A 23,143-nucleotide genomic window follows, 5' to 3' on the forward strand; every position below is an offset into this window, starting at 1 on the left:
GAAGAATGACTGATTTCCTACTCTTCCTTCCCCACTATTAATTCAGTAGAAATTGTTTCCATACCCACTAAAGATTCATCTTTCGCAAGCTGAATCAATCGAACGCCTTTGGTGTTTCGCGCCATTTGAGAAATCTCGTTGGCACGGGTACGTACCAACGTACCTTTATCACTAATGAGTAACACGTCATCATCATTAAACACCTGTGTTGCTGAGACGACTTTCCCGTTACGATTATTAATACGGATCGCAATGACCCCATGACCACCACGACCAGTTACCCGATAATCTTTTAACGCCGTGCGTTGTCCATAACCGTGCATTGTCGCTGTCAAAATATTTCGGTTTAGTTTAACAATAATTAATGCAATAACACTTTGCCCTGACTTTAATTTAATGCCGCGCACACCGTATGCTGAGCGACCCATTTCACGCACCTCTTTTTCGTGAAAACGAATAGCTTTCCCAGCATCCGTCACAAGCATCACTTCTTTTTTACCATCGGTAATATCCACACCAACCAAGCGATCCCCTTCATTCAGCGCTAAAGCAATTTTCCCATTCGCCCTTGGGCGGGAAAATTTTGATAAAGAAACTTTTTTCACGGATCCTTGTGCTGTTACCATGAAAACATAATGTGAGTTATTATAATGGCGGATCGGTAAAATCGCTGAAATATGTTCGTCCTTCTCTAATGGAAACAGATTAACGATAGGCCGACCACGAGCTGTTCGGCTACCACGGGGTACTTGATACACTTTGAGCCAATACACTTTCCCCTGAGTCGAAAAACATAAAATCGTATCATGCGTATTTGCCACTAGGATATTCTTCACAAAATCCTGTTCTTTCATAGCCGCTGCCAATTTACCACGCCCACCGCGATGCTGGGCTTGATAACTACTTAAGGATTGTGATTTAACATAACCTTCATTGGAAAGCGTGACCACCATGTGCTCTTCAGGGATTAAATCTTCACTAGTTAAATCAGATTGCGTATCGATAATGATTGTTCGTCGTTGGTCACCAAATTGCTCCTTCACCTCCACTAATTCACCACGGATTACATGATGAAGCTTATTGGTATCAGAAATAATCGAGATTAATTCATCAATATGATTAATAATACTAGCGTATTCTTCTTGAATTTTATTGGATTCAAGTCCAGTCAGGCGATGTAATCGTAAATCTAAAATCGCTTGCGCCTGTGCGGGTGATAAACGATAGCCTTCCTTTTTCAATCCATATTCAGGCATTAAATCATCAGGACGTGTACGATCACTGCCTATTTTTTTCAATAATTCCCTAACAGTGCCTAACTGCCAGGACTGCACTAATAAATTTTCTTTTGCAATAACAGGGGTTTTTACCTGTTTAATCAGTATGATGACTTCATCAATATTTGCAAGTGCTACTCCTAATCCTTCTAAAACATGCGCTCTTTTTCGTGCCTTCTGTAATTCAAAAAGAGCACGACGTGTTATGACTTCACGTCGATGTTGTAAAAAAGCACTTAATAATTGTTTTAGATTTAATAATCGAGGCTGGCCATTATCCAAGGCCACCATGTTGATCCCAAAAACAGTTTGCAGTTGTGTTTGCGCATATAAATTATTGAGCACTACTTCGGCGTTATCACCGCGACTAACCTCAATCACCATTCTCATACCACTTTTATCAGATTCATCACGTAACCCTGAAATACCTTCAATCTTCTTTTCTCGGACTAATTGACCGATTTTTTCTAATAAACGCGCTTTGTTTACTTGATAGGGCAACTCATGCACGACAATTAAAGAGCGCCCACTTTTCGTGGTTTCAACTTCAACTTTTGCACGTATGTAAATGCGGCCACGACCTGTTTTATAAGCCTGGATAATACCACCACGGCCATTAATTATTCCCGCTGTAGGAAAATCAGGGCCGGGAATATAAAGCATCAGTTCTTCAATGGTCAAATTCGAATCGTCAATCAAAGCCAACGTCGCATCAATCATTTCATTCAAATTATGTGGTGGAATATTAGTAGCCATCCCCACCGCAATCCCTGAAGAACCATTGACTAATAAGTGAGGAATTCGAGTAGGCAGTGCCAAAGGCGCCATTTCAGTTTCGTCATAATTTTGGACGAAATCAACGGTCTCTTTATCCAGATCCGCCATTAGAGCGTGGGCAAAACGAGACAAACGAACCCCAGTGTAACGCATGGCTGCTGGCGCATCGCCATCCACAGAACCAAAGTTTCCTTGGCCATCCACGAGCAAATAACGCAAGCTAAAAGGTTGTGCCATTCTCACAATCGTATCGTATACCGCCGCATCCCCATGAGGATGGTATTTACCAATCACATTCCCTACGATACGCGCTGACTTTTTATAAGGCCTGTTCCAATAGTTCCCCAATTCATGCATCGCATACAGCACGCGCCGATGAACTGGTTTTAGGCCGTCCCGCACATCCGGTAGCGCACGACCAACAATAACGCTCATCGCATAATCAAGATAGGATTGCTTGAGCTCGTTTTCAATTGTGATTGGTATAATTTCTTGTGCAAAATCCGCCATGAATGCTTTCCTAAATTTTTCTATTTAAAAATAAAAAGTTATTAAATTTAAAGGAAAAAATTATTGTACCATATTTAACATGTTACATCTAACCCACCTCGATAAGCAAAGACGCAGTTTAAAGCACACTCTATCAATAAACAGATTTTAAAATCCTAACCAGCTAAACTATTTTTTCTTCTTTTCCTGGAAAAAAATAAAGATGAAGTGTTTTCCCTTAAATGAAATGAAATTTATGAATCAGAGAATAAAGGAGGATGAGTACACTTATGAAAGCAGATCCTGATAACGTTTTCATTAAAAGATCAAAATTTGAAATACAAATTTGAAATACAGTTATGAGATATTGAATTAAACCTTTAAAGAGTATCTAGGAGCAAACAGGAAACCAGCTTGAACTGAAGGAAGCCAAAACAGGTGAAAATGAAATTAACGCATTGATATAATAATCCTCTGCTGACAAAAGGGCGCAATACAAAAACACTATAAAAATTTTTGAACAATATTCTCGCCTATATGATTCGACAAAACTCAAAAATACACCTTTCGAAACTTCATAGAACCTGGTGTGCGCGGCATTAAACAAAATGGGGAATTTGATAACTTGCCTTATGGCGAACTTTTAGAGGAAACAGATTAGAGTAATACAGAAAAAAGTAAATAACTCCTCGTTTTCCAGTAACTTCTCCCTGATCTTCTCAATAAACCTTGGTTCTTCTACAGAAAGCATCAAGCTCATTGATTAAATTACCAGGAAATACGCCATCGAATGAGGTGTTAGCAAAATATCTGTAAAACACATTTCATTATCTCACACATAGTGTTTCATAGAAAAACGACCTCAGGCATGCCAGAGTCCAACATTACAGCGGATACGACATCTTACTTTAGATAAAATACTCAAATCCGATAAAGATTATAACAACCTTTATTGTCGCAATCTTTGTTGACGTCCTTTAAATGAGAGCGTTATCTAAAGCTTGCGAATATTACGTAGAGAATTTAGAAATTACAAAACCCCTATTATCTCGTTTTCACGACGACCTACATATGTTTTATAATCCTTTTAGTCATTCAGTAAAGTTCTCAGTTCTTTAGATCATTATAAAAATTCAGATGAAAAAATAGATAAATTATTCATAGACTAGGTTAAACAACACATTAAGAACATAAGAACATCTCTATATCGTGTGCGAATTTCTGAAAATATATCAAGAAAGAAAATATCTTAGAAATCATTTTTAAGTTTGTATTTGATTTCATTCTAGTTAGAAAATCAATTGATCTATTGATAGCAGAAGATCTGCTTCTCTAAAAGAGATGACGAAATAAAAATTTATCGATATAGTTATATCCAAGATAAAAAAGTTAAAAAATGAGATATTACTATTATGCCTGTTTCTCTATAAAAAACATTATATGCTACAAGAGGTCCTTATCACCAAGATACGGTAATGATATTTTATTAAGGTTCGCATAAGCCTTACTCATGGCAGTTTTCTAAATAAAAGTCAGAATTTATTTTAATTGCATGTCATTAAATATTTTCGATGTAGGTGGATGTTATTCATTATAAACCAGGGAATCATTCTCGAGGAATAATGAATGAATGGGGTTTATTTCTAGACGCAAACGCTTCTTTGCTATCACCTGTGTGTGCTCTTTAAGAAAGCAAACGAAATCGATCCAACTTAATTAATCGCTCAGAAACTTTCTCTCGCAAAAAATTGAAGTTCATACTGCATCATATACTGCATGTATTGCGAGTCATTTCTTCTGCTGGAGATTAATTTGGACCATATTCTCGTTACTGCCCAGAAACCGTTGATTGCCTGATTACACAGGGTTTCCAAGACTTCAGCCATTTTTATCGAAAACACATTGCAAATGATGATGTTTTCCGCCTCAACTGATTTACGAAATTATCAACCCCACTCAACCTATAGACCCACTCCTATTTTTTCCGTTAGTATTAAATCGCATCACATCAAAAATAAGAGGATTTATCCCATGGAAAATATTGATACGCTAATTAGCGCACGTTGGATTCTACCCATTGTTCCAGAAAACCAAATTTTAGAAGCCCATGCACTGGCGATACGCGGTGAATATATTGTAGATCTTCTCCTTTTAGATAAAGCTAAAGAAAAATATCACGCCGAACAATATTTAAACCTGAAAGATCATGTTTTGATGCCCGGGCTGATTAATGCACACACACATACACCGATGAACCTATTTCGCGGCTTAGCGGACGACGTGCGGCTCTTTGACTGGCTTCAAAAGCATATTTGGCCTGCCGAAAAAGCCCTGATTAACACTGAATCTGTACAAGCTGGTGTAAGACTGGCTGTTGCAGAAATGTTACGTGGAGGTATAACCTGCTTTAACGATGATTATTTTTTTCACAATACGATCGCTGAAACGGCCTATGAAGCTGGTATTCGCGCCTGTGTAGGCGTTCTGGTAATAAATGTTTCTACTGAATGGGCAAAAGATGAAAAAACCTATTTAGCTCGTGCAAAAGAAACCCTGTCGCAAAAAGAACATCGCTCTCTCATTACTTGGGCGCTAGCGCCTCATGCGCCTTATACAGTTAGCGACACTGCACTCAGAGAGATTAGAAAATTATCAGATCAGTATGACTTGCCCATTCATATGCATATCCATGAGACAAAAGATGAAATCGAACAAGGGTTAAAAAAATACGGAAAAAGACCGCTCACGCGTTTACACGAACTCGGTTTATTGTCGCACCGATTAATCGCTGTGCACATGACACAACTCACTTCCGAAGAAATTGAGCTTATTCACCGCAGACGTATAAATGTCGTTCACTGCCCTGAATCTAATTTAAAACTTGCCAGTGGGATAGCGCCTGTTACCAAATTATTAAAAGCCGGAATCAACGTGGCGATTGGGACAGATGGTGCTGCTAGCAATAACGATCTAGATTTATTCGGCGAAATGAGAACAGCTGCTTTTGCAGCAAAAATGTCGGATGCTGATCCCACTCATTTAACTGCTGAAGAAGTTATAAAAATGGCAACACTCAATGGGGCAAAAGCATTAGGACTCGGTGATAAAATCGGCTCTCTAGAGGTTGGAAAATTCGCCGATGTAATTGCGCTGGATTTGAGTTCTTTTTTAACACAACCTGTCTTTAATCCTATCTCACACCTGGTTTATGCGATAAATCGACTGCAAGTGAGTGACGTATGGGTAGCAGGTAAACGCCTTTTGCAGGAAGGCGAATTTACAAAATTAGATATCGAACGCATACTTAAAGACAGTTTAAAATGGACTGAAAAGGTTTTGCCTTTTAAAGCAGGTCAAAAATTAGAAATTATTAGTGCAAATGCTGCTACCTAAAAAAGTCATCATTGTTGAAGTTTATATCACGGGATGGGTTTAAAATGAAACTAAAACGTACCTACCTCATTAAAAATTGAATTTATCAATCAACTACTATCTAAGATAGGATTATCCACTATCCAAACAACTGGTTTCGTATTACCCAAATGGGGGTGTCTTAGACGGCTGATCACGCAGAGGTTATGAACTCGCCATCAAACGTTATCCTGACATTCGTAAATAATTTAACAGTACGTAATTATGTGTCTTGCGTATTGACTGCCCTTGCGAATGCGAAATCACACCACAACAAGTATTCTCAATTTCTGAGCAACACTAACCCCGGCTACTATCAAACTTTACTCGGTGATACTATCCCCGGCGTTGGGACACCGTAGAAAGTATAGCAACTTATCAGGGTGATTACAGAAAAAACACCTTTAAAAAACTCACCGACCATTTTCGTGGCACTTATTGTACAGGTGCACAAATATCACATTAGCCTAGAAAAGCATTTGAACCATCGATAACTCCCCGTAACTGAACTGTAGTGGTTGCCCGTATGGTCTGCAGAGACAGTAATATTAAGCGAATCATTCTACTTCTGTAGAATTAATTTATAGTTTTTTAATCAGGCGAACCGTTTCGATGACAACAATACCTCCTCTTTTCATTTCCTAAAAAAAGGTATAATGGCCAGACCGTGATAAGGGAGACGGTTAACTCTCAACAGTTGTCGGTTGAGATTTTACAATCATTAACTTCAAAACTGCTCATGAACACTACCCTACTAATCCTAGATTGCATAGCTATAAGCATAGGTGCAGGTCTTATTTATGGCATTTTTGGGGGTGGGTCTGGATTAATCATGATGCCAGGATTTTATTATCTATTGCATCACTTTGCGCTAAGTGAAGATTATCAAATGCAAGTAGCTATTGCCACGACAGCGGCGGTCAGTGTTTTATTGGGGATATCGGCGACACAGGTTCAGTGGCGTAATCATCTTATTGATTTCAATATTTTTAAAAAAATCGCTCCTGGCTTATTAATCGGAACCTTCCTGGCTATTAGTTTATTAAATATAATTCGCAGTGCCTACCTCAAACGATTGTTTGGATTTTTCGTCATATTGGTAGCAGTTTGGCTAGGATTTTATCGGTCTAAACAAGACAAAAAAATTTGGTCTTTATCATCATCTTATAATCACATTTTATCCACAATTATAGGATTTTTATGGTTTTTATTGGGCATTGCCGTATTTACCGTTCCCTATTTATATAAATGCGGTATCGATCTTCGGCGTTCAATTGGTTGCGCAACATTGACAAGCACAGTTTTTTCAGGGATTGCTGCAGTTTTGCTTATTTTCACAGGCTTATTTCAGGTTGGTTTTTCGAATGAACATATTGGATTTGTTAATTTACCGTTATCCGCTCTAGCTATTATTCCAAGTGCCATTTCAGCGCATTTTGGTTCGAAAATCAGTATAAAACTGTCAAAATCTCACTTAAAAATTATCTACGTCGTTTTGCTTTATGCTATCGGGTTTTTAATGCTGCTGTAATTTTCTTTTGAATCCAATCGTTGTAGCCATTTAATGATTTCATAGAGCATGTTTACTAAATGCTTTAGACAAAATTCGAAAGCATGAATATTAATCACGCAATAGGCACTTGGAGACTGAGAAAATTTATGGATCACCTTTTCTATAACATCGTTAATCTGTTCTTTCGAGGACAACATCGTAGTTGTTGGTTCTTTTGAACAAATAGCATTAATGAAATTAAATAAGCTTAATATTTGTCGATGAAGCCCTATTAAATCTTTATTTCTATAAAAATCATGAAGCTGTGTAGATTCGGTAAAAAGTGTTTGACGCAACATATAAATATTTCTCAACAATTTGCGCTCCAACAAAAAAATAGCTTGATAAATTGAACGTTTTTTCTTCACTCGTGGATCTTCATTCACGGCTTCTTGCAGCAATATGTTTTGCTTCGAGATATGGGTAATCATGTCATTCTCAATCTTTTCCTGTTCAGCAAGCAATTCTTGTATCAATTCTTCTTTTGTAATAAACAATTCATAAAGCGCCTGAAATTGTTTTAAAGTGTTTGCAATGCTTGAACGGAGGAGCTTCTTTGCATGTGATGGAAATACAAATCGAGTAACAGACACCGCAATTACGATACCCAGAAAGATTTCTAGAATCCGATCTCCGGCGGTTTTTAAAGTGGGTGTTTTTGAATCCAAAATCATAATCATTGTTGTCGCACCCAGGAGACCAAATTGGCTAATATCTGTTGAACTACTGGCTAAATAAGCAAAAATAGCAAGCAGTATTAACAACAAAACATAAATAAGCGTAGGATGATTACCTAATAACAAAAGGGCAGTTGCTGCTAAAAGCGCTCCAACTACTGTACCCAACAAACGAAGATAAGACTTTTTTATCGTTCCTCCAATTCGTATATTAGTTGCCATCACAACTAGGATGGTAATTAGTACCCATTGTGGCATTGATAAATGCCACAGATCACCAATGAAAATACCAATCAGACAAGCCAATGATGTCTTAAAACTTGCGATAAGCCGCTCTCCCGATAGATGTTTGATACCCACCTTCAAAAATTTATAAATTGGAACATTCATAACATTTGATGGAAACAAGAGGTACACTTACTTATAGAACAAAATAAAAACAGCATAATCGATCTTAAGAATTAAGGGATTAATAGAAAATGGAAAAGTGCCCGCGTATTTTTACAAAAACCCCCTCGATATCAATCTACATTTTTGGAAATCTTAGCACGCTACTTTCGAGAATAGCAATCAGAAATTTAATAATTCGTTAATGTTATTTGTCTTTCTATCGCTTCACAATTGATTTTCCTGAAGGAAATTAATTCTGATAATAGAAAGCTCACAATAATCGACACACCACCAATCTCTCACCCAAATAAATTGCTACTTACTTAAAAGTAGCTAAAATGGTCAAACCCGGTTTAAAACAGTAAATTAAATAGAATTACTCACAGAAACGTCTACTTTCTAGAAAAAATGGAATAAACATACGATCTGGTTGCTTCAGTTCCTGAATTACCTCCAGTAAGGATGGACAGATAACTATTCGTATTCTGAAGCAATGTATGATTTTCTTTACAAAGCATTTAGATTTGTTGTTCTGATTCGTGTTATCTATAGATGATGTTAGTTTTGTATGTCTCGAGACAAGGAATATAAAAGTTTTATTTTTGAATGCAAGGGGGTTATAATCTATTGAAATCAGTGGTTTTAGATTGTTAATTATCTATTTTGACTATCGGGCAGTCTTAATAGTTCTTCGTTCTATATAAAGAAGAAGACCTCACAGAAACTTTAAAACGGTTATTTTAAGAGAAATTTAAAAGATATAAAACACGGGTTAAATACTATCAATACCAGTGCAGAAGATTATTTATCGCTGTTATCTCAAAAATAAAAGGATTGTCTTACTTTGTGTAAGGAAATTCTCAAAGAAATGAAAACTGGATATTGTTTACGATAATTTTACACACCAATGATGCTTCCTTTATTGCAGGTGATAGAAAATTATTCTGATAAAGTCTGCATTATCAATAGCAATGAGGTAATTATGTGACCATAACGGACATCATGATGAAAGCATTTGCAAAAAGAAGAGAGGATGTGGGGGGTTTTTTTGTTTTTTGCTTTATCGTTATAAAAATCTATGTTAGAAAATTTTAGAACATATTTTGAACACGATTAGTGTCATGTATTGGGATCGTATGGCATTGAAAGTGATTATGATGATTTGAATTTATTAAAACACACTTCTAAAAAATTACTAAATATTCAAGTCAAGTTGAAATAAGTGGGTGCGAGATTTTAATCCTAAAGAAAATTAATTTTCTTCCACAAAATAAGGACGTATGAATAAAAGATTTACCACCAAATAAATTAATCCCAACGCAAAAACAGCTAGTGAAAACGGTATTGAATTGTGTGTTTCTAAAAGAACAGCCAATGAACAGATAAAAGAAGAGGTAACTAATATTAACGACCCCCACAAAGAACTTACTGTCCCTGAAGCACCAGGAAACAAACTAATGGCTCTAATAAAACCATTCGGCTGAACCCATCCGTAAGCCAGATAAATAAGGAGTATAGGAAACGAGATGGTGACCCAATTCATTCCATAAAAAATGGCTAAGAGTACACTAATTAAACCACCTATATTCACTGTGATTAGTCCTGTTAACATCACATTCTTTAAAGAAAATTCCTTAATAACCCAATTATTGGAAAGGCACCCTATAAAATAAGCTAAGCCTATAAGTAAAGCGATATGACCATAAAATACGGCGGTATGTCCCAAAATAGTTTGGATCATATAAGGAGCAACGATGTTAAAAATAACAGATACTGAAGAGCCGAGCGAGATGGTTATAGCTATCATCACGAACAAACGATGCCTGAGGATCTGCAGTACATTTTTTGCATGGATGTTAAAAATAAAAGGAGTACACTCCAGAATTGTTTCAGGCAGGAAAAAATAAATTAACAATAACAAAATAAATCCATAAATACACAAGAAATAAAAATTTGCTTGCCAGTTAAAATAATGCTGTAAATAGCCACCAATCAATGGTGCGACGATAGGGCCTAGCGCCCATACAGCGGAAGCATTCCCTGTTATTTGTTTTAATGAAGAACCTTTAAAACAGTCCATAATGATAGAGCGATAAATGGCTGCGGGCACGCCGGTAGTTAATCCTTGTAAAAAGCGAAAAGTGAGTAACATGCCGATATTAAAAGACATTGCGATACCGGCAGAAATAAGAACATAAATCATCATTCCAGCTAACAATAATCGACGTCGACCAAAGCTATCTGATAAGATGCCAAAAACAAATTGACCTAATCCCAATCCTAATAAATAAACACTTAACGTTAATTTAACCAAAGACGTCTTCACAGCAAAATGGTGAGTAATAGCAGGTAATGAAGGTGTATAAATGTCAATACCCACTCCACTTAAAGGTGCCATGAGCAATATAATGAAAACTAAAAAATCTTTATTCAAAACGATAGACTCGCAAATTGTTACTTTTATACCAACCGAAAAAGTGTGAAAGATAAGCGTCGAAGGTTTACGGGCGCAACCGTGAAGCAGCACAATGCAACTTCCCTCCTCCCGAGCCTCTACACCCGGAGACCCAGTCCCTTACACTGTGTTTGGAATGTCTAGGGTTGGAACTTTTTATTTTCTTATTTTTTTTATTTTCATTAAGTAAGAAGAATACCAATGAAGTCATTTAAAGTCGAACATTCTCACATTTAATTCTATGAAATTATAGCGTAATATTTTACAAGGCTATCAGAAAATTGGTTAATCGTGAGGACTGGAATTTTTACTTTTTTGCATGAACCAATCTGTTATTATGAAATATCACCCTTAATTTCTATAGGAATGAAAGAGGCAGCTCTTATAATTCGCCTTTAATTAAAATCGTGTCATAGGTGCCAATGGATTCATCTGATTAATTAGATGACATCCAATGGGTACGAATCGTTGGAAAAGTCAGTAATGGTGAGAAAAATTTAAAATGAAGACGCGAAAAAGAGCAGGACGCAGTTAATTCTCGATTTTCAATTGCCCGATATCTATGACCTGGAAGTGGCCAGAAGGCTCCTAGCCCTGATTAAAAATTAGTTAATCACTGCTGCGATGAAAAGTGCTTTATCTATGGTTTGTTAGAATCTGGTGAAAAAGCTTGATAACAGAAAACAGTAACTCGATGCACTGGAACGGGCGCTTCTCGAATTATTTCTTACTTTTCTAAACCTTTGGGCAATATGTATTTTCTTGTTATTACTTAACTTTTAAAAGCCACTTTTGGATCTGTTGGATTTTATCACGAACCATCGCTGCTTCTTCAAATTCTAAATTTCTCGCACGGCGATACATCTGTTCTTCCAATTTCCGAAAATGTTTTGACAATTTTTTCGGTGACATAGCAAGACACTCCGCTTTTTCTTCTGCCACCGCTTGCGTCTGGCTAATAAACGACCCTTTTTTATAAACACGCGCGACTTCAATAATTTCAATAATGGCTTTTTGAATGCTCTTCGGAGTAATATGGTATTTTTTATTATAGGCTTCCTGAACCTCTCGTCTTCTTTGCGCTTCATCTATTGCGCGCTTCATAGAATTGGTAACGTGATCTGCATATAAAATAGCTTTACCGCGCACATTTCTCGCTGCACGTCCGATAGTTTGAATTAGGGAACGCTCGGAACGTAAAAAACCTTCTTTATCAGCATCTAAAATTGCAACCAAAGAAACTTCTGGAATATCTAATCCTTCGCGCAACAAATTAATTCCTATCAACATATCAAAAGTTCCAAGACGAAAATCCTGAATAATTTCTACGCGTTCTACTGTTTTAATACCAGAATGCAAATAACGTACGCGCACACCGTGCTCGGAAAAATATTCTGTTAAATCTTCTGCCATTCGTTTGGTTAACGTAGTTACTAAAACGCGCTCATGTTTGATGGCTCGCTTTTTAATTTCCGATAATAAATCGTCAACCTGAGTGGAAATTGGTCGCACTTCAATTGCCGGATCTGTTAAGCCAGTCGGCCTCACTAACAATTCTACCACTTGACTGCTGCGTTTTTCTTCATAAGAACCAGGTGTCGCTGAAATAAAAATCATCTGAGGAGACAATTTCTCAAATTCATCAAATCGCAATGGTCTATTATCAAGCGCTGAAGGCAAACGAAACCCGTATTCAACGAGAGTTTCTTTGCGCGTACGATCCCCGCGATACATACTGCTTAGCTGTGGCACAGTTACGTGCGATTCGTCAATAATTAGGAGTGCATTTTTAGGTAAATAATCCATTAAAGTTGACGGCGGCTCTCCTGCATTTCGACCTGATAAATAGAGAGAATAATTTTCAATAGCAGTGCAATAACCTAATTCTAAAATCATTTCTATATCAAAATTTGTCCGTTGCTCCAGGCGTTGACGTTCTACCAACTTATTAGTCTTTTCAAATTCAACCAATCTTTCTTTTAATTCAATTTTTATTTGATCAACAGTCAACAATAATTTTTCTCTAGGCGTCACATAGTGCGTTTTTGGATAAATGGTCACTCGCGGCACTCGCCGTAACATCTCATGCGTCAGTGGATCGAAATAACTGATATTTTCAACCTCATCATCAAATAGCTCGATCCGCACCGCCTCTCGATTAGAATCTGCGGGATAAACGTCAATCACATCACCGTAAACCCGGTAAGTTGCCCGATGTAGTTCTAAGTCATTTCGAGTATATTGCAACTCTGCTAAACGCCGTAATATTTTACGCTGGTCGATTCGATCACCTCGTGTTAAATGTAATAGCATCTTTAAATAAGAGCCAGGATTACCTAAACCATAAATTGCAGAAACAGTAGCAACAATAATGGTATCATAACGTTCTGTTAACGCTTTCGTTGCTGATAAACGCATTTGCTCAATGTGTTCGTTAACCGAGGCATCTTTTTCGATATAGGTATCTGAACTAGGTATATAGGCTTCCGGCTGATAGTAATCGTAGTAAGAAACGAAGTATTCGACAGCATTTTCTGGGAAAAATTCGCGCATTTCTGAATAGACTTGCGCTGCTAGAGTCTTATTGGGTTCTAAAATAAGCGTAGTACGTTCAGATTTTTCAATCACGCTAGCAACGGTGAATGTTTTTCCTGAACCAGTCACACCCAAAAGCGTCTGTGCTGTTAGGCCATTACTTAAGCCAGTAGTCAGTTTTGCTATCGCCTGAGGCTGATCTCCGCTAGGCTTAAATTTAGAGGTGAGTTTAAATTTTTTCATCTAAATGTGTTCTTCGTCATTCTACAGTTTGACTGTGGGTAGTGCACCAAAAATAATAGTTGAGCCCATCTAATTCATTTTATCCTGCTTTAAAAATTGAGGAGATAACGTCAAAGGTGAGATCTCCGCAGATTTAATAGATTGCGAACCTAATTGAATTGAATGATATTTTCTCTTAGATTGGATTGTTGACCAAATCACAAAACTATACCTTTCTAGAACTCCCATTGTTTACAACTTTATTTTCCGTTACTCTAACCAAGCAGTCTCAAAGGAGCTTAAACATGAATGCTATTCTATCCACCAGAACCAAACAAATTGAACCTTCCGCTACTTTAGCCATTTCAGATTTAGCCCATGAATTAGAAAATCAAGGTCGTGATATAATTAGTCTTAGCGCTGGAGAACCCGATTTCGACACCCCAGATTTTATTAAACAGTCCGCCATCCAAGCTATTTATGAAGGCTTCACTAAATATACCAACGTGGATGGTACCTCTGATTTAAAAGCGGCGATCGCTCATAAATTGAAGCGAGATAATCAGCTAGACTATGAACTCAATGAAATTATTGTAAGCAACGGCGCGAAGCAATCGATTTATAATGCTTTCATGGCGATACTTAATTCAGGTGATGAAGCTATCATTCCAGCCCCTTATTGGGTAAGTTACCCTCCAATGGCAGAAATGGCAGAAGCAAAGCCGGTGATTATTCAAACAAAGATTACGAAAAATTTCAAAATTATTCCTGAACAATTATCAAAAGCCATCACAGAAAAAACGCGTTTATTAATTTTAAACAGCCCAAGTAATCCTTCTGGCATTGCTTATTCAAAAAATGAATTAAAGGCTCTAGCAGATGTCTTGCTGCAGCATCCGCAGATTTTAGTTCTTTCGGATGACATTTATGAATACATTTTGTGGGGCCAAAATCGTTTCGTCAATATAGTTAACGTTTGTCCTGAACTACAGGAACGTACAATCGTTGTTAATGGCGTCTCAAAGGCCTACGCAATGACTGGATGGCGAATTGGTTATGCTGCTGCTTCTAAAAGCATCGTTCAGGCAATGAAAAAAATCCAATCACAAAGCACTTCTTCTCCAAATTCGATTGCTCAAGTAGCTGCTACTAGTGCGTTAGGCCATGAACACCAAGATTTTAATTATATGTATGAAGCATACAAATCCAGACACGATTTCGTGCTTTCAACTCTGAATAAAATGGAAGGTATACATTACATTCCAGCAGATGGTACGTTCTATCTTTTTCCAAATGTCTCAGCGACAATACAACGACTTGGATTAAAGTCCGATATTGAACTCTCCACTTATTTATTAGATAAAATCAATGTGGCAGTGGTACCCGGTAGTGCTTTCGGGTTTAAAGGCTACATTCGTCTTTCTTATGCTACGAGTATGGAAAAATTAATCAAAGCAATGGACAGATTAGCAACGGTATTCGATCAATAGTTCAGTTGATTCTCAGTGCATTGATCGTTAACATACAGCTTCTTTCCATCGTACTCCTCGGTAGCTCAGTAGGTAGAGCAGGTGACTGTTAATCACTTTGTCGGGGGTTCAAATCCCTCCCGAGGAGCCAATTGAAAGAGTAGCTGGTTAATATAACTATTTTATTTTATTACTATTTCTATAACTTAGATTAACCAGCTACTCTTTCAATTGAATCATGCTCAAGCCTTAAAGGATTTTTACACAGGATATTAGGATTAATATTGTACTAAGTGAAACGCATTTCAAAATTAAATTCATCAACTCAATTAAAATTAAATTTTTAATCTCTATTGGCCAATAATGCATTGTAATTCTCTCCAATTTATGTGTCCTTAAAATCTTACCGATTTTCATTAAGAAACGACGCCGATCGTAAACGACTCCAAACGCGCGACCCAATCATCTGAACCCACACATCCATACCAGCACAAAATTGAGTGCTTACTGACTATTATTGTGTAAAGGGTAATGTAGACTATTACAGATTACGTTTTAGAATAGAATGAAAATAATGTTAGTTGTTTGGATATGAAGTCGTTCTAGTTAAGAAAACCTATCTGCTTTAAGCGAACAAATTTTACGATGAACATGTGGAAATCGTTAGTTTTTAGCGGGCTCCTGATGTGTATACTTTCGTTTTTTGTTAATTATGTTTATGTATTATTTTTGCGATATTAGTCTAGACGTTTGATAGCGATAAAAAATATGTTCTAACATGCGCTGCTCAGGCCTGCCACTTTTGAATGCGGTGACTAGCCTAGATAGTCATAGATCATTTATCCAGTCTTTGAAAGCTTTTAGATTAAGATCGTATTTAACCCCTTTTAATAAACAACATCTTCTGTAACGACCCACCTGAAACCAGACATTGAGTGGCATTGCGATCAGCAATCAAGCTGATATTAGTAAAATAAAAGGATCATTACCGCGATGGTCTCGCTACCATTTATCAGCGTGATACCACAACAATAAAATAGATAATTAGAACAAACTAGGGCTAAAGCCATTGAAAAAGGAAAGAAGGTGATTAATACCCGTCACTTCCTCAAATGTCACAATGGCACTTACCATATGGTGAAAACTCATCCCTATTGCGACTCTCTATACTCTATATATAAAAATAGCCTAATATTCAAATTCTACTTTTTCATTACTACACAATTGACTAAGACGATTTAATAATTCACTGCTAGGTTTAATTTTCCAAGCATCTCCTAAAACAAGCTCAGCAGCAGCAGTTTCACTTTGATAAGCAATAGCAATCGAACATTGTCCTCCGACATAAGATTCGATGGCAGAAGGGAGTTGAGCAAGGAGATGGTCAACCTCCTTGCCATCCACCCGAATAAGCAATCGTTTAACCATCTGCTCACGTGCCTGATTTAACGTCATTAACGTATTAGCTACCAACCTGTAACTGCCGGTATAATCGTCTCTCTCTACTGAACCATGAACGACTAAAATAACATTATCATCCAAATCCGCAGCGACCTTTTGATATAAATTACTAAACAAAGTGGTCTCAATTCGCCCAGTCCGATCCTCAAGAACAAGCACCGCCATGCGTTTTCCACTACGTGTCACTATGGTACGTATCCCCATCATTATGCCTGCAACGACAATAACGCTCTCAGAAATATTCAATTGACTAATAGCTACCGCTCCAGCAGCTTTGATTTCCTTTTCGTAAGAATCCAAAGGATGACCAGTAACATATAACCCCAACGTTTCCTTTTCTCCTTTCAAACGTTCGGCAGTACCCCACTCAGACTTTATAATGTATGACTCAAAAATTTCTTTCTCAGATTCGTTGCCGAATAAATCATGTTGGCCCAACTCTTCATTTCTATTTTTTTGTTCTGCCGATTGAAGCGCCAGCTTTAATGACTTGCTTAAAGACGCACGCGAAATATTAAAGTCATCCATCGCTCCTGAGCGAATTAAGGGATCTAATACACGCCGATTTACTTTACGCAAATCCACACGATGACAAAAATCAAAAAGCCCTTGAAATTTACCTTTCATATCGCGACATGCCACGATATGTAAAGCAGCCACTTCGCCAACCCCCTTAATCGCTCCCAATCCGTATTCAATCTGCCCTTTAGCATTAACCGTAAAATAATAGTGCCCTTGATTAATAGTCGGCGGTAATATTTCTAAACCCATATTACGAGATTCGTGAATAAAACTAACTACCTTATCGATGTTATCCATATCAGACGATAAAACCGCTGCCATAAATTCCGCAGGATAGTGGGCTTTCAGCCACGCTGTTTGATAAGCAATGAATGCATAAGCAGCAGAGTGCGATTTGTTAAAACCATATCCTGAAAATTTTTCGATTAAATTAAAAATTTGAGTTGCTAAATTTTCATTTATTCCTCGCACCTTGGTGCCTTGCATAAAGACGGCGCGTTGCTTCGCCATTTCTTTGGGTTTCTTTTTTCCCATGGCGTGCCGCAAAACATCTGCAGCGCCTAAAGAATAACCTGCTAATATCTGCGCAATTTGCATTACTTGCTCTTGATAAAGAATTACACCATAAGTAGAACGTAAAATCGGTTCTAAATCTGAGTGAAGATAATGCACCGCTTGTTCACCATGCTTACAAGCAATAAATGTATCTACCATCCCAGACTGCAAAGGCCCAGGTCGAAATAAAGCAAGCAACGCCATGATATCGGCAAAACTGTCAGGCTGAAGCCGGTGAATTAATTCTTTCATACCCCGAGATTCCAATTGAAATACAGCGGTAGTCGCACAACTTTTGAGAAGTGCATATGTTTTTTCATCCCATAATGGAATGGTGTTAATATCAAGCAGTGATTCATTTTGTGCTTTTCTTTTAGCATTAATATTTTGTACTGCCCGATCGACAATGGTTAACGTACGTAAACCTAAAAAATCAAATTTAACCAAGCCAATCGCTTCGACATCATCTTTATCAAATTGTGTCACCAGATGGTCACTATCAGGTTCGGAATACAACGGGATAAAGTCAGTTAATTGAGTTGGTGAAATGACTACACCGCCGGCATGCTTACTTGCATTGCGTGTAAGACCTTCTAATTTCATCGCGAGATCAATAAGGTTTTTTACCTGGTCATCTTCTGCATATCGCTTAGCCAGCATTGCCTCTCGTTCAAGTCCTTTTTCTAGTGTCATGCCTAATTCAAATGGCAGTAGTTTGGCAACCTTATCAACATAACTATAAGCTAAACCTAGCACACGACCAACATCTCGTAATACGGCACGCGCCGCCATCGTGCCATAAGTAATAATCTGAGCTACTGCTTCACGCCCATAACGTTTTGCTACGTAATTAATAACGCGATCGCGACCTTCGACGCAAAAATCAATGTCAAAATCAGGCATAGAAACGCGTTCTAAATTCAAAAAGCGTTCAAATAGCAATTCATGTTCTAACGGATCTAATTCAGTTATACCTAACGAATAAGCTACCAACGACCCCGCACCAGAACCTCGTCCAGGGCCAACGGGAATATGATGCTGTTTTGCCCATGCAACAAAATCTGACACAATTAAAAAATAATCTGCAAATCCCATTTTAATAATAACAGTAATTTCAGTTTCTAAGCGATCGTCATAAATCTTTCTTGAAAATTTTTCTTTTGCTTTTGGTCCAGCAAAACGTTTTTCCAATCCTTCTTTAACTTGCTGACGAAAATAATCTTCAATGGTTAAATGAACAGGCACAGGGAATCGAGGCAAAAATATTTCGCCGAGCTTTACCTGAACATTACAACGTTTGGCAATTTCAATAGTATTTTCTAATGCTTCAGGAATATCTGAAAAAAGTGCCTCCATTTCTTCAGCGTTTTTTAAATATTGCTGATCACTATAAGCACGGGGTCGATTAGCATCTTCTAATAAATAACCTTGATGAATGCATACTCGCGCTTCATGCGCTTCAAAATCTGATTGATATAAGAAGCGAACATCATTGGTGGCGACGACGGGGGCATCGTAGGCTAACGCCAATTGAACGGCGTCATAAATGTAATCTTCTTCTTGTTCCCGATCAGTGCGCTGTAATTCAAGGTAAAAGCTGTCAGGAAAATAGTCTAACCAACGACTTAAACGTTCTCCCGCTAGAGGATAACGATTTTGTAACAAGGCTTGGCCAACATCGCCACGACGCCCCCCGATAAAATAATCAGTCCACCTCTTGCCTCTACTAACCATTCCCAACGAATTAATGCTTGATTACGAGCCCGACCTTCGATATAGGAACGAGATAATAATTGGATAAGATGATGAAGACCAATGGAATTTTGACAAAGGGCAGTCAGACGGAATATTGTATCACCTTCAACTAATAACAATTCAGAACCGATAATGGGTTTGATTCCTTTATTAAACGAAGCACGATAAAATTTAACGAGAGCAAAAAGATTGACTTCGTCAGTCAATGCAACCGCGGACATTTTTAAATCGGCAACACGTTGCAATAATTGATCGATACGTACCACGCTGTCGACAATTGAATATTCACTGTGAACAGCTAAATGAATAAATGAATTCATTAGTTATGCCCCATTTCTTATATTACCTTCGTAATCTAGCGATTTGACCGAATATTCAATTTGCTAGATTACGAAGGTAAGCCGTAACAACGTATTAATTTTTTCTGTTCTCGGTAACGTTCTAAAGCTAACTCAATTAATTGATCTAATAAATCACGACAAGGTAATCCTGTCGCTTCCCACATTTTTGGATACATACTAATATCCGTAAATCCAGGAATAGTATTAATCTCATTAATCATTAATTCATTTTTATTTGATATAAAAAAATCTACCCGTGCCATCCCAGAACAATGCACCGTCTTAAAAGCGTCGACTGACATTTGTTGAATGCGTTTAATCATTATCTCAGGTAAATCGACTGAAGTTAGTGTAGTTGCTCCATTGGGGTCAATATATTTTGCTTCGTAAGAATAGTAATCATGATGACGAATAATTATCTCCCCAGGCAAAGAAGCCTTCGGATTTCTATTGCCTAATACAGCACATTCAATCTCCCGTCCGAGAATACGTGGTTCGATGATAAGACGATCATCATAAGTAAAAACCATTTTAATAGCTTCTTTAAATTCACTCTCTGTTTTTATTGGCAATATGCCCACTGATGAACCCAAACTGGCGGCTTTAACAAAAATTTCTAGTGTATGCCATGTAGCGGTTAATTTTTGATATAAACCTTCCCACACATCTGATGGAAAAAGCGTATACCAATCAACTACTGGGATACCAGCTGTTCTCAATAAACTTTTAGTAATGTCCTTTCCCATACAGATGGCAGAACTTTGCACATCAGCTCCTACATAAGGCAGACTCAAAAGCTCAAAGAACCCTTGTAATACACCATCTTCCCCTTGAGTTCCGTGTACCATTGGAAAAATACAATCTACTGGATAGTTTCCGCTATTCAACTTCCATAACTGTTTCAGCCCACCCAACGTTATTGTAATTGGCAGTGCCAACCCCGCCTCAACTAAATATTCTAAATCACGATTCAAAAATGCTTCTGATTTATCAATTAGATACCATTTACCCTGTCGATCAATAAACACTACAGAAATGACATACTTATTAGTATCTAAAGTCGCGATAACATTTCTTGCCGATTGAATTGAAACTTCATGTTCGGTTGATTTTCCTCCACAACATACTAGAATATTTAGTTTTTTAGTCACTTCTGCTTAAAGATATTCATGGCACGTAATTAGAGATGATAGGAAATCCATTCTTAATTTGCAAACTAAAAGAAAAGACGATATACCGTTGAAAGCATACGTTCTCGGCAGATTTAACACTAGCTTTAATTAACAACCCCTAAATGATGTGTGCAATGGCGCCACTAAGATAATGTAAGCATGTATAAATCAGTTCCCGCTTTTCCGACAATATTTCCTAGATCAGTTAGCTCACGAATCTGGTTTCCTAGGATTTAACCCACTGGAGCAATCAGCAATGGGAAACTCAAAGTCTTTTCGGGGGATAGCATCGACATCCATTCCTGTTTTTACATTTATAACTAAAACATTGAATATGTCTACAAGTATTCTTAACAGCTTCTTTAAAAAACTATTATTCTAAACGAGTACAGCCACTGTAATTAATAGTAGTAAGAATAAATTCTTCTTCTTTTAAACCATTCATTTCAACAATTTTATGTTCATCAGAGGACCTTAATGGAGTGTTTTAGTGTTCTTCTACTTTATTCCCACTCAATCGTCGCTGGTGGTTTACTAGTAATGTCATAAACCACTCGCGATATTTCTTTAATTTCGTTGATGATACGATGGGCGACTTCAGACAAAAAATCGTAAGGCAATTCTGCCCATCGTGCGGTCATAAAATCTATAGTTTTTACTGCACGCAAGACCACTACATAACCGTAATGACGAGAATCACCTTTAACGCCAACAGTTTTTACAGGTATGAACACCACGAATGCCTGATTTACGTTTTGGTAATAATGGTATTTTTTCAGCTCCTCAATAAAAATTGCATCGGCGCGTTTTAAAATATCAATATATTCAGGTATAATTTTTCCCAAAATACGAATCGCCAAACCAGGCCCTGGAAATGGATGCCGACAAATGAGATCTTTAGGTAACCCCAATGCCAAACCTAATTTCCGAACTTCATCTTTAAACAATTCGCGTAACGGTTCGATCAGTTTTAAATTCATTTCAGGTGGTAACCCACCTACATTATGATGAGTCTTAATGATATGACTTTTTCCAGTTTCTGTTTTTGCTGATTCAATGATATCAGGATAAATCGTTCCTTGCCCTAACCAGTTAACATTAAGTTTTTTAGCTTCTGTTTCAAACACGCTAATAAACTGCTCTCCTATAATTTTACGTTTTTCTTCAGGATTAAAAATACCTCCTAATGCTTTCATGAATATTTCTTTTGCGTCAACGCGAATGACTTTAACGCCCATATATCTTTTAAAAATCCCTAAAATTTCTTCTGATTCATTTAGGCGTAATAAACCGGTGTCTACCAAGACACAAACTAACTGATCGCCAATTGCTTTATAAACAAGAGCTGCGGTTACTGCAGAATCGATACCTCCTGATAATCCAACAATCACTCGTCCCTTGCCTACTTTTTTTCGAATATCGCGAATGTAGTCTTCAATAATGCTTTTTGTTATCCAACTAGATTTACAACGACAAATTTCACTGACAAAACGTTCTAAAATACAGCGTCCCCGTGAGGTATGCGTTACCTCAGGATGAAACTGTAATCCGAAAAATTTTCGCTTGGAATCAACCATCGCGGCGAAAGGTGAATTGTTAGTGCTCCCAATAGTTTTAAAACCAGGAGGCAACACCGTAACAATATCACCATGACTCATCCAAACATTTAATAAAGGAGTGCCATCAGGAGAAACGTGATCTTCGATACCTGCTAGCAATGAAGTGGAATGCAATATTCGCAATTCTGCATGGCCAAATTCCGCTCTTTCTGTAGTATCCACTCTACCACCTAATTGATAAGCCATGGTCTGCATACCATAACAAATACCAAGCACAGGACAGCCAATCTCAAACACAATTACAGGAGCGCGCATAGTATGGTCTATAGTGACAGTTTCTGCCCCACCTGACAAAATAATTCCGTGCGGACTAAAATCACGAATAGTTTTTTCATCAATATCATAGGGCATCAATTTACAATATACGCCAATTTCACGCACCCGCCGTACAATGAGCTGAGTATACTGAGAACCAAAATCAAGGATCAAAATTCGATGTCGTCGAATATCGCTAAACATAAGCC

Annotated in this window: 9 protein-coding genes, 1 tRNA gene and 1 pseudogene; 4 read left to right on the plus strand and 7 right to left on the minus strand. The window is 37.5% G+C overall.

Features of this window, described 5'->3' with window-relative positions:
* Positions 1 to 17: 17 nt before the first annotated feature.
* The gene (gyrA, locus tag LG660_RS01655) at positions 18 to 2,564 is read right to left on the minus strand and encodes a DNA gyrase subunit A (protein ID WP_258267623.1); all 2,547 of its coding nucleotides are present in this window, start codon (positions 2,562 to 2,564) and stop codon (positions 18 to 20) included.
* A 2,010-nt stretch (positions 2,565 to 4,574) separates the two neighbouring features.
* Between gyrA and LG660_RS01660 the strand changes: the two genes are divergently transcribed.
* Positions 4,575 to 5,936 (plus strand): TRZ/ATZ family hydrolase, encoded by a 1,362-nt coding sequence (locus tag LG660_RS01660; protein WP_258267624.1) that lies wholly within the window; start codon positions 4,575 to 4,577, stop codon positions 5,934 to 5,936.
* A 685-nt stretch (positions 5,937 to 6,621) separates the two neighbouring features.
* Positions 6,622 to 7,485: a sulfite exporter TauE/SafE family protein gene (locus LG660_RS01665; protein WP_258267625.1), complete on the plus strand. Its 864-nt coding sequence runs from the start codon at positions 6,622 to 6,624 to the stop codon at positions 7,483 to 7,485.
* Here the strand turns inward: LG660_RS01665 and LG660_RS01670 are convergent.
* The 3 genes from LG660_RS01670 to uvrB form a co-directional block, all read right to left on the minus strand.
* Positions 7,455 to 8,573: an FUSC family protein gene (locus LG660_RS01670; protein WP_258267626.1), complete on the minus strand. Its 1,119-nt coding sequence runs from the start codon at positions 8,571 to 8,573 to the stop codon at positions 7,455 to 7,457. The genes LG660_RS01665 and LG660_RS01670 overlap by 31 nt on opposite strands.
* 1,252 nt (positions 8,574 to 9,825) lie before the next feature.
* On the minus strand, positions 9,826 to 11,100 hold the full coding sequence (locus tag LG660_RS01675) for a multidrug effflux MFS transporter (protein ID WP_258267627.1): 1,275 nt from the start codon (positions 11,098 to 11,100) through the stop codon (positions 9,826 to 9,828).
* 696 nt (positions 11,101 to 11,796) lie between these two features.
* Positions 11,797 to 13,806, minus strand: a complete 2,010-nt coding sequence (gene uvrB, locus LG660_RS01680; protein WP_258267628.1) for an excinuclease ABC subunit UvrB — start codon at positions 13,804 to 13,806, stop codon at positions 11,797 to 11,799.
* Between the two features lie 284 nt (positions 13,807 to 14,090).
* Between uvrB and LG660_RS01685 the strand changes: the two genes are divergently transcribed.
* Both LG660_RS01685 and LG660_RS01690 read left to right on the plus strand, forming a co-directional pair.
* On the plus strand, positions 14,091 to 15,275 hold the full coding sequence (locus LG660_RS01685; protein WP_258267629.1) for a pyridoxal phosphate-dependent aminotransferase: 1,185 nt from the start codon (positions 14,091 to 14,093) through the stop codon (positions 15,273 to 15,275).
* A gap of 54 nt (positions 15,276 to 15,329) precedes the next feature.
* Positions 15,330 to 15,405 (plus strand) — tRNA-Asn (locus LG660_RS01690).
* A gap of 1,037 nt (positions 15,406 to 16,442) precedes the next feature.
* Here LG660_RS01690 and dnaE read toward each other — a convergent pair.
* From dnaE to guaA, 3 genes and pseudogenes are all read right to left on the minus strand, one after another.
* Positions 16,443 to 19,867: pseudogene (gene dnaE, locus LG660_RS01695) on the minus strand (DNA polymerase III subunit alpha).
* Positions 19,868 to 19,935: 68 nt separating this feature from the next.
* Positions 19,936 to 21,039: a D-alanine--D-alanine ligase family protein gene (locus tag LG660_RS01700; protein ID WP_258267630.1), complete on the minus strand. Its 1,104-nt coding sequence runs from the start codon at positions 21,037 to 21,039 to the stop codon at positions 19,936 to 19,938.
* A 524-nt stretch (positions 21,040 to 21,563) separates the two neighbouring features.
* The gene (gene guaA / locus LG660_RS01705; RefSeq protein ID WP_258267631.1) at positions 21,564 to 23,138 is read right to left on the minus strand and encodes a glutamine-hydrolyzing GMP synthase; all 1,575 of its coding nucleotides are present in this window, start codon (positions 23,136 to 23,138) and stop codon (positions 21,564 to 21,566) included.
* Positions 23,139 to 23,143 lie beyond the last annotated feature (5 nt).

Source organism: Coxiella-like endosymbiont (assembly GCF_024730665.1).
Classification (GTDB): Bacteria; Pseudomonadota; Gammaproteobacteria; order Coxiellales; family Coxiellaceae; genus Coxiella.

Bases quoted from the DNA above. Each gene is read 5' to 3' on its own strand.
- gyrA (WP_258267623.1), bottom strand. From the start codon at position 2,564: ATGGCGGATTTTGCACAAGAAATTATACCAATCACAATTGAAAACGAG.
- LG660_RS01660 (WP_258267624.1), top strand. From the start codon at position 4,575: ATGGAAAATATTGATACGCTAATTAGCGCACGTTGGATTCTACCCATT.
- LG660_RS01670 (WP_258267626.1), bottom strand. From the start codon at position 8,573: ATGAATGTTCCAATTTATAAATTTTTGAAGGTGGGTATCAAACATCTA.
- uvrB (WP_258267628.1), bottom strand. From the start codon at position 13,806: ATGAAAAAATTTAAACTCACCTCTAAATTTAAGCCTAGCGGAGATCAG.
- LG660_RS01685 (WP_258267629.1), top strand. From the start codon at position 14,091: ATGAATGCTATTCTATCCACCAGAACCAAACAAATTGAACCTTCCGCT.
- guaA (WP_258267631.1), bottom strand. From the start codon at position 23,138: ATGTTTAGCGATATTCGACGACATCGAATTTTGATCCTTGATTTTGGT.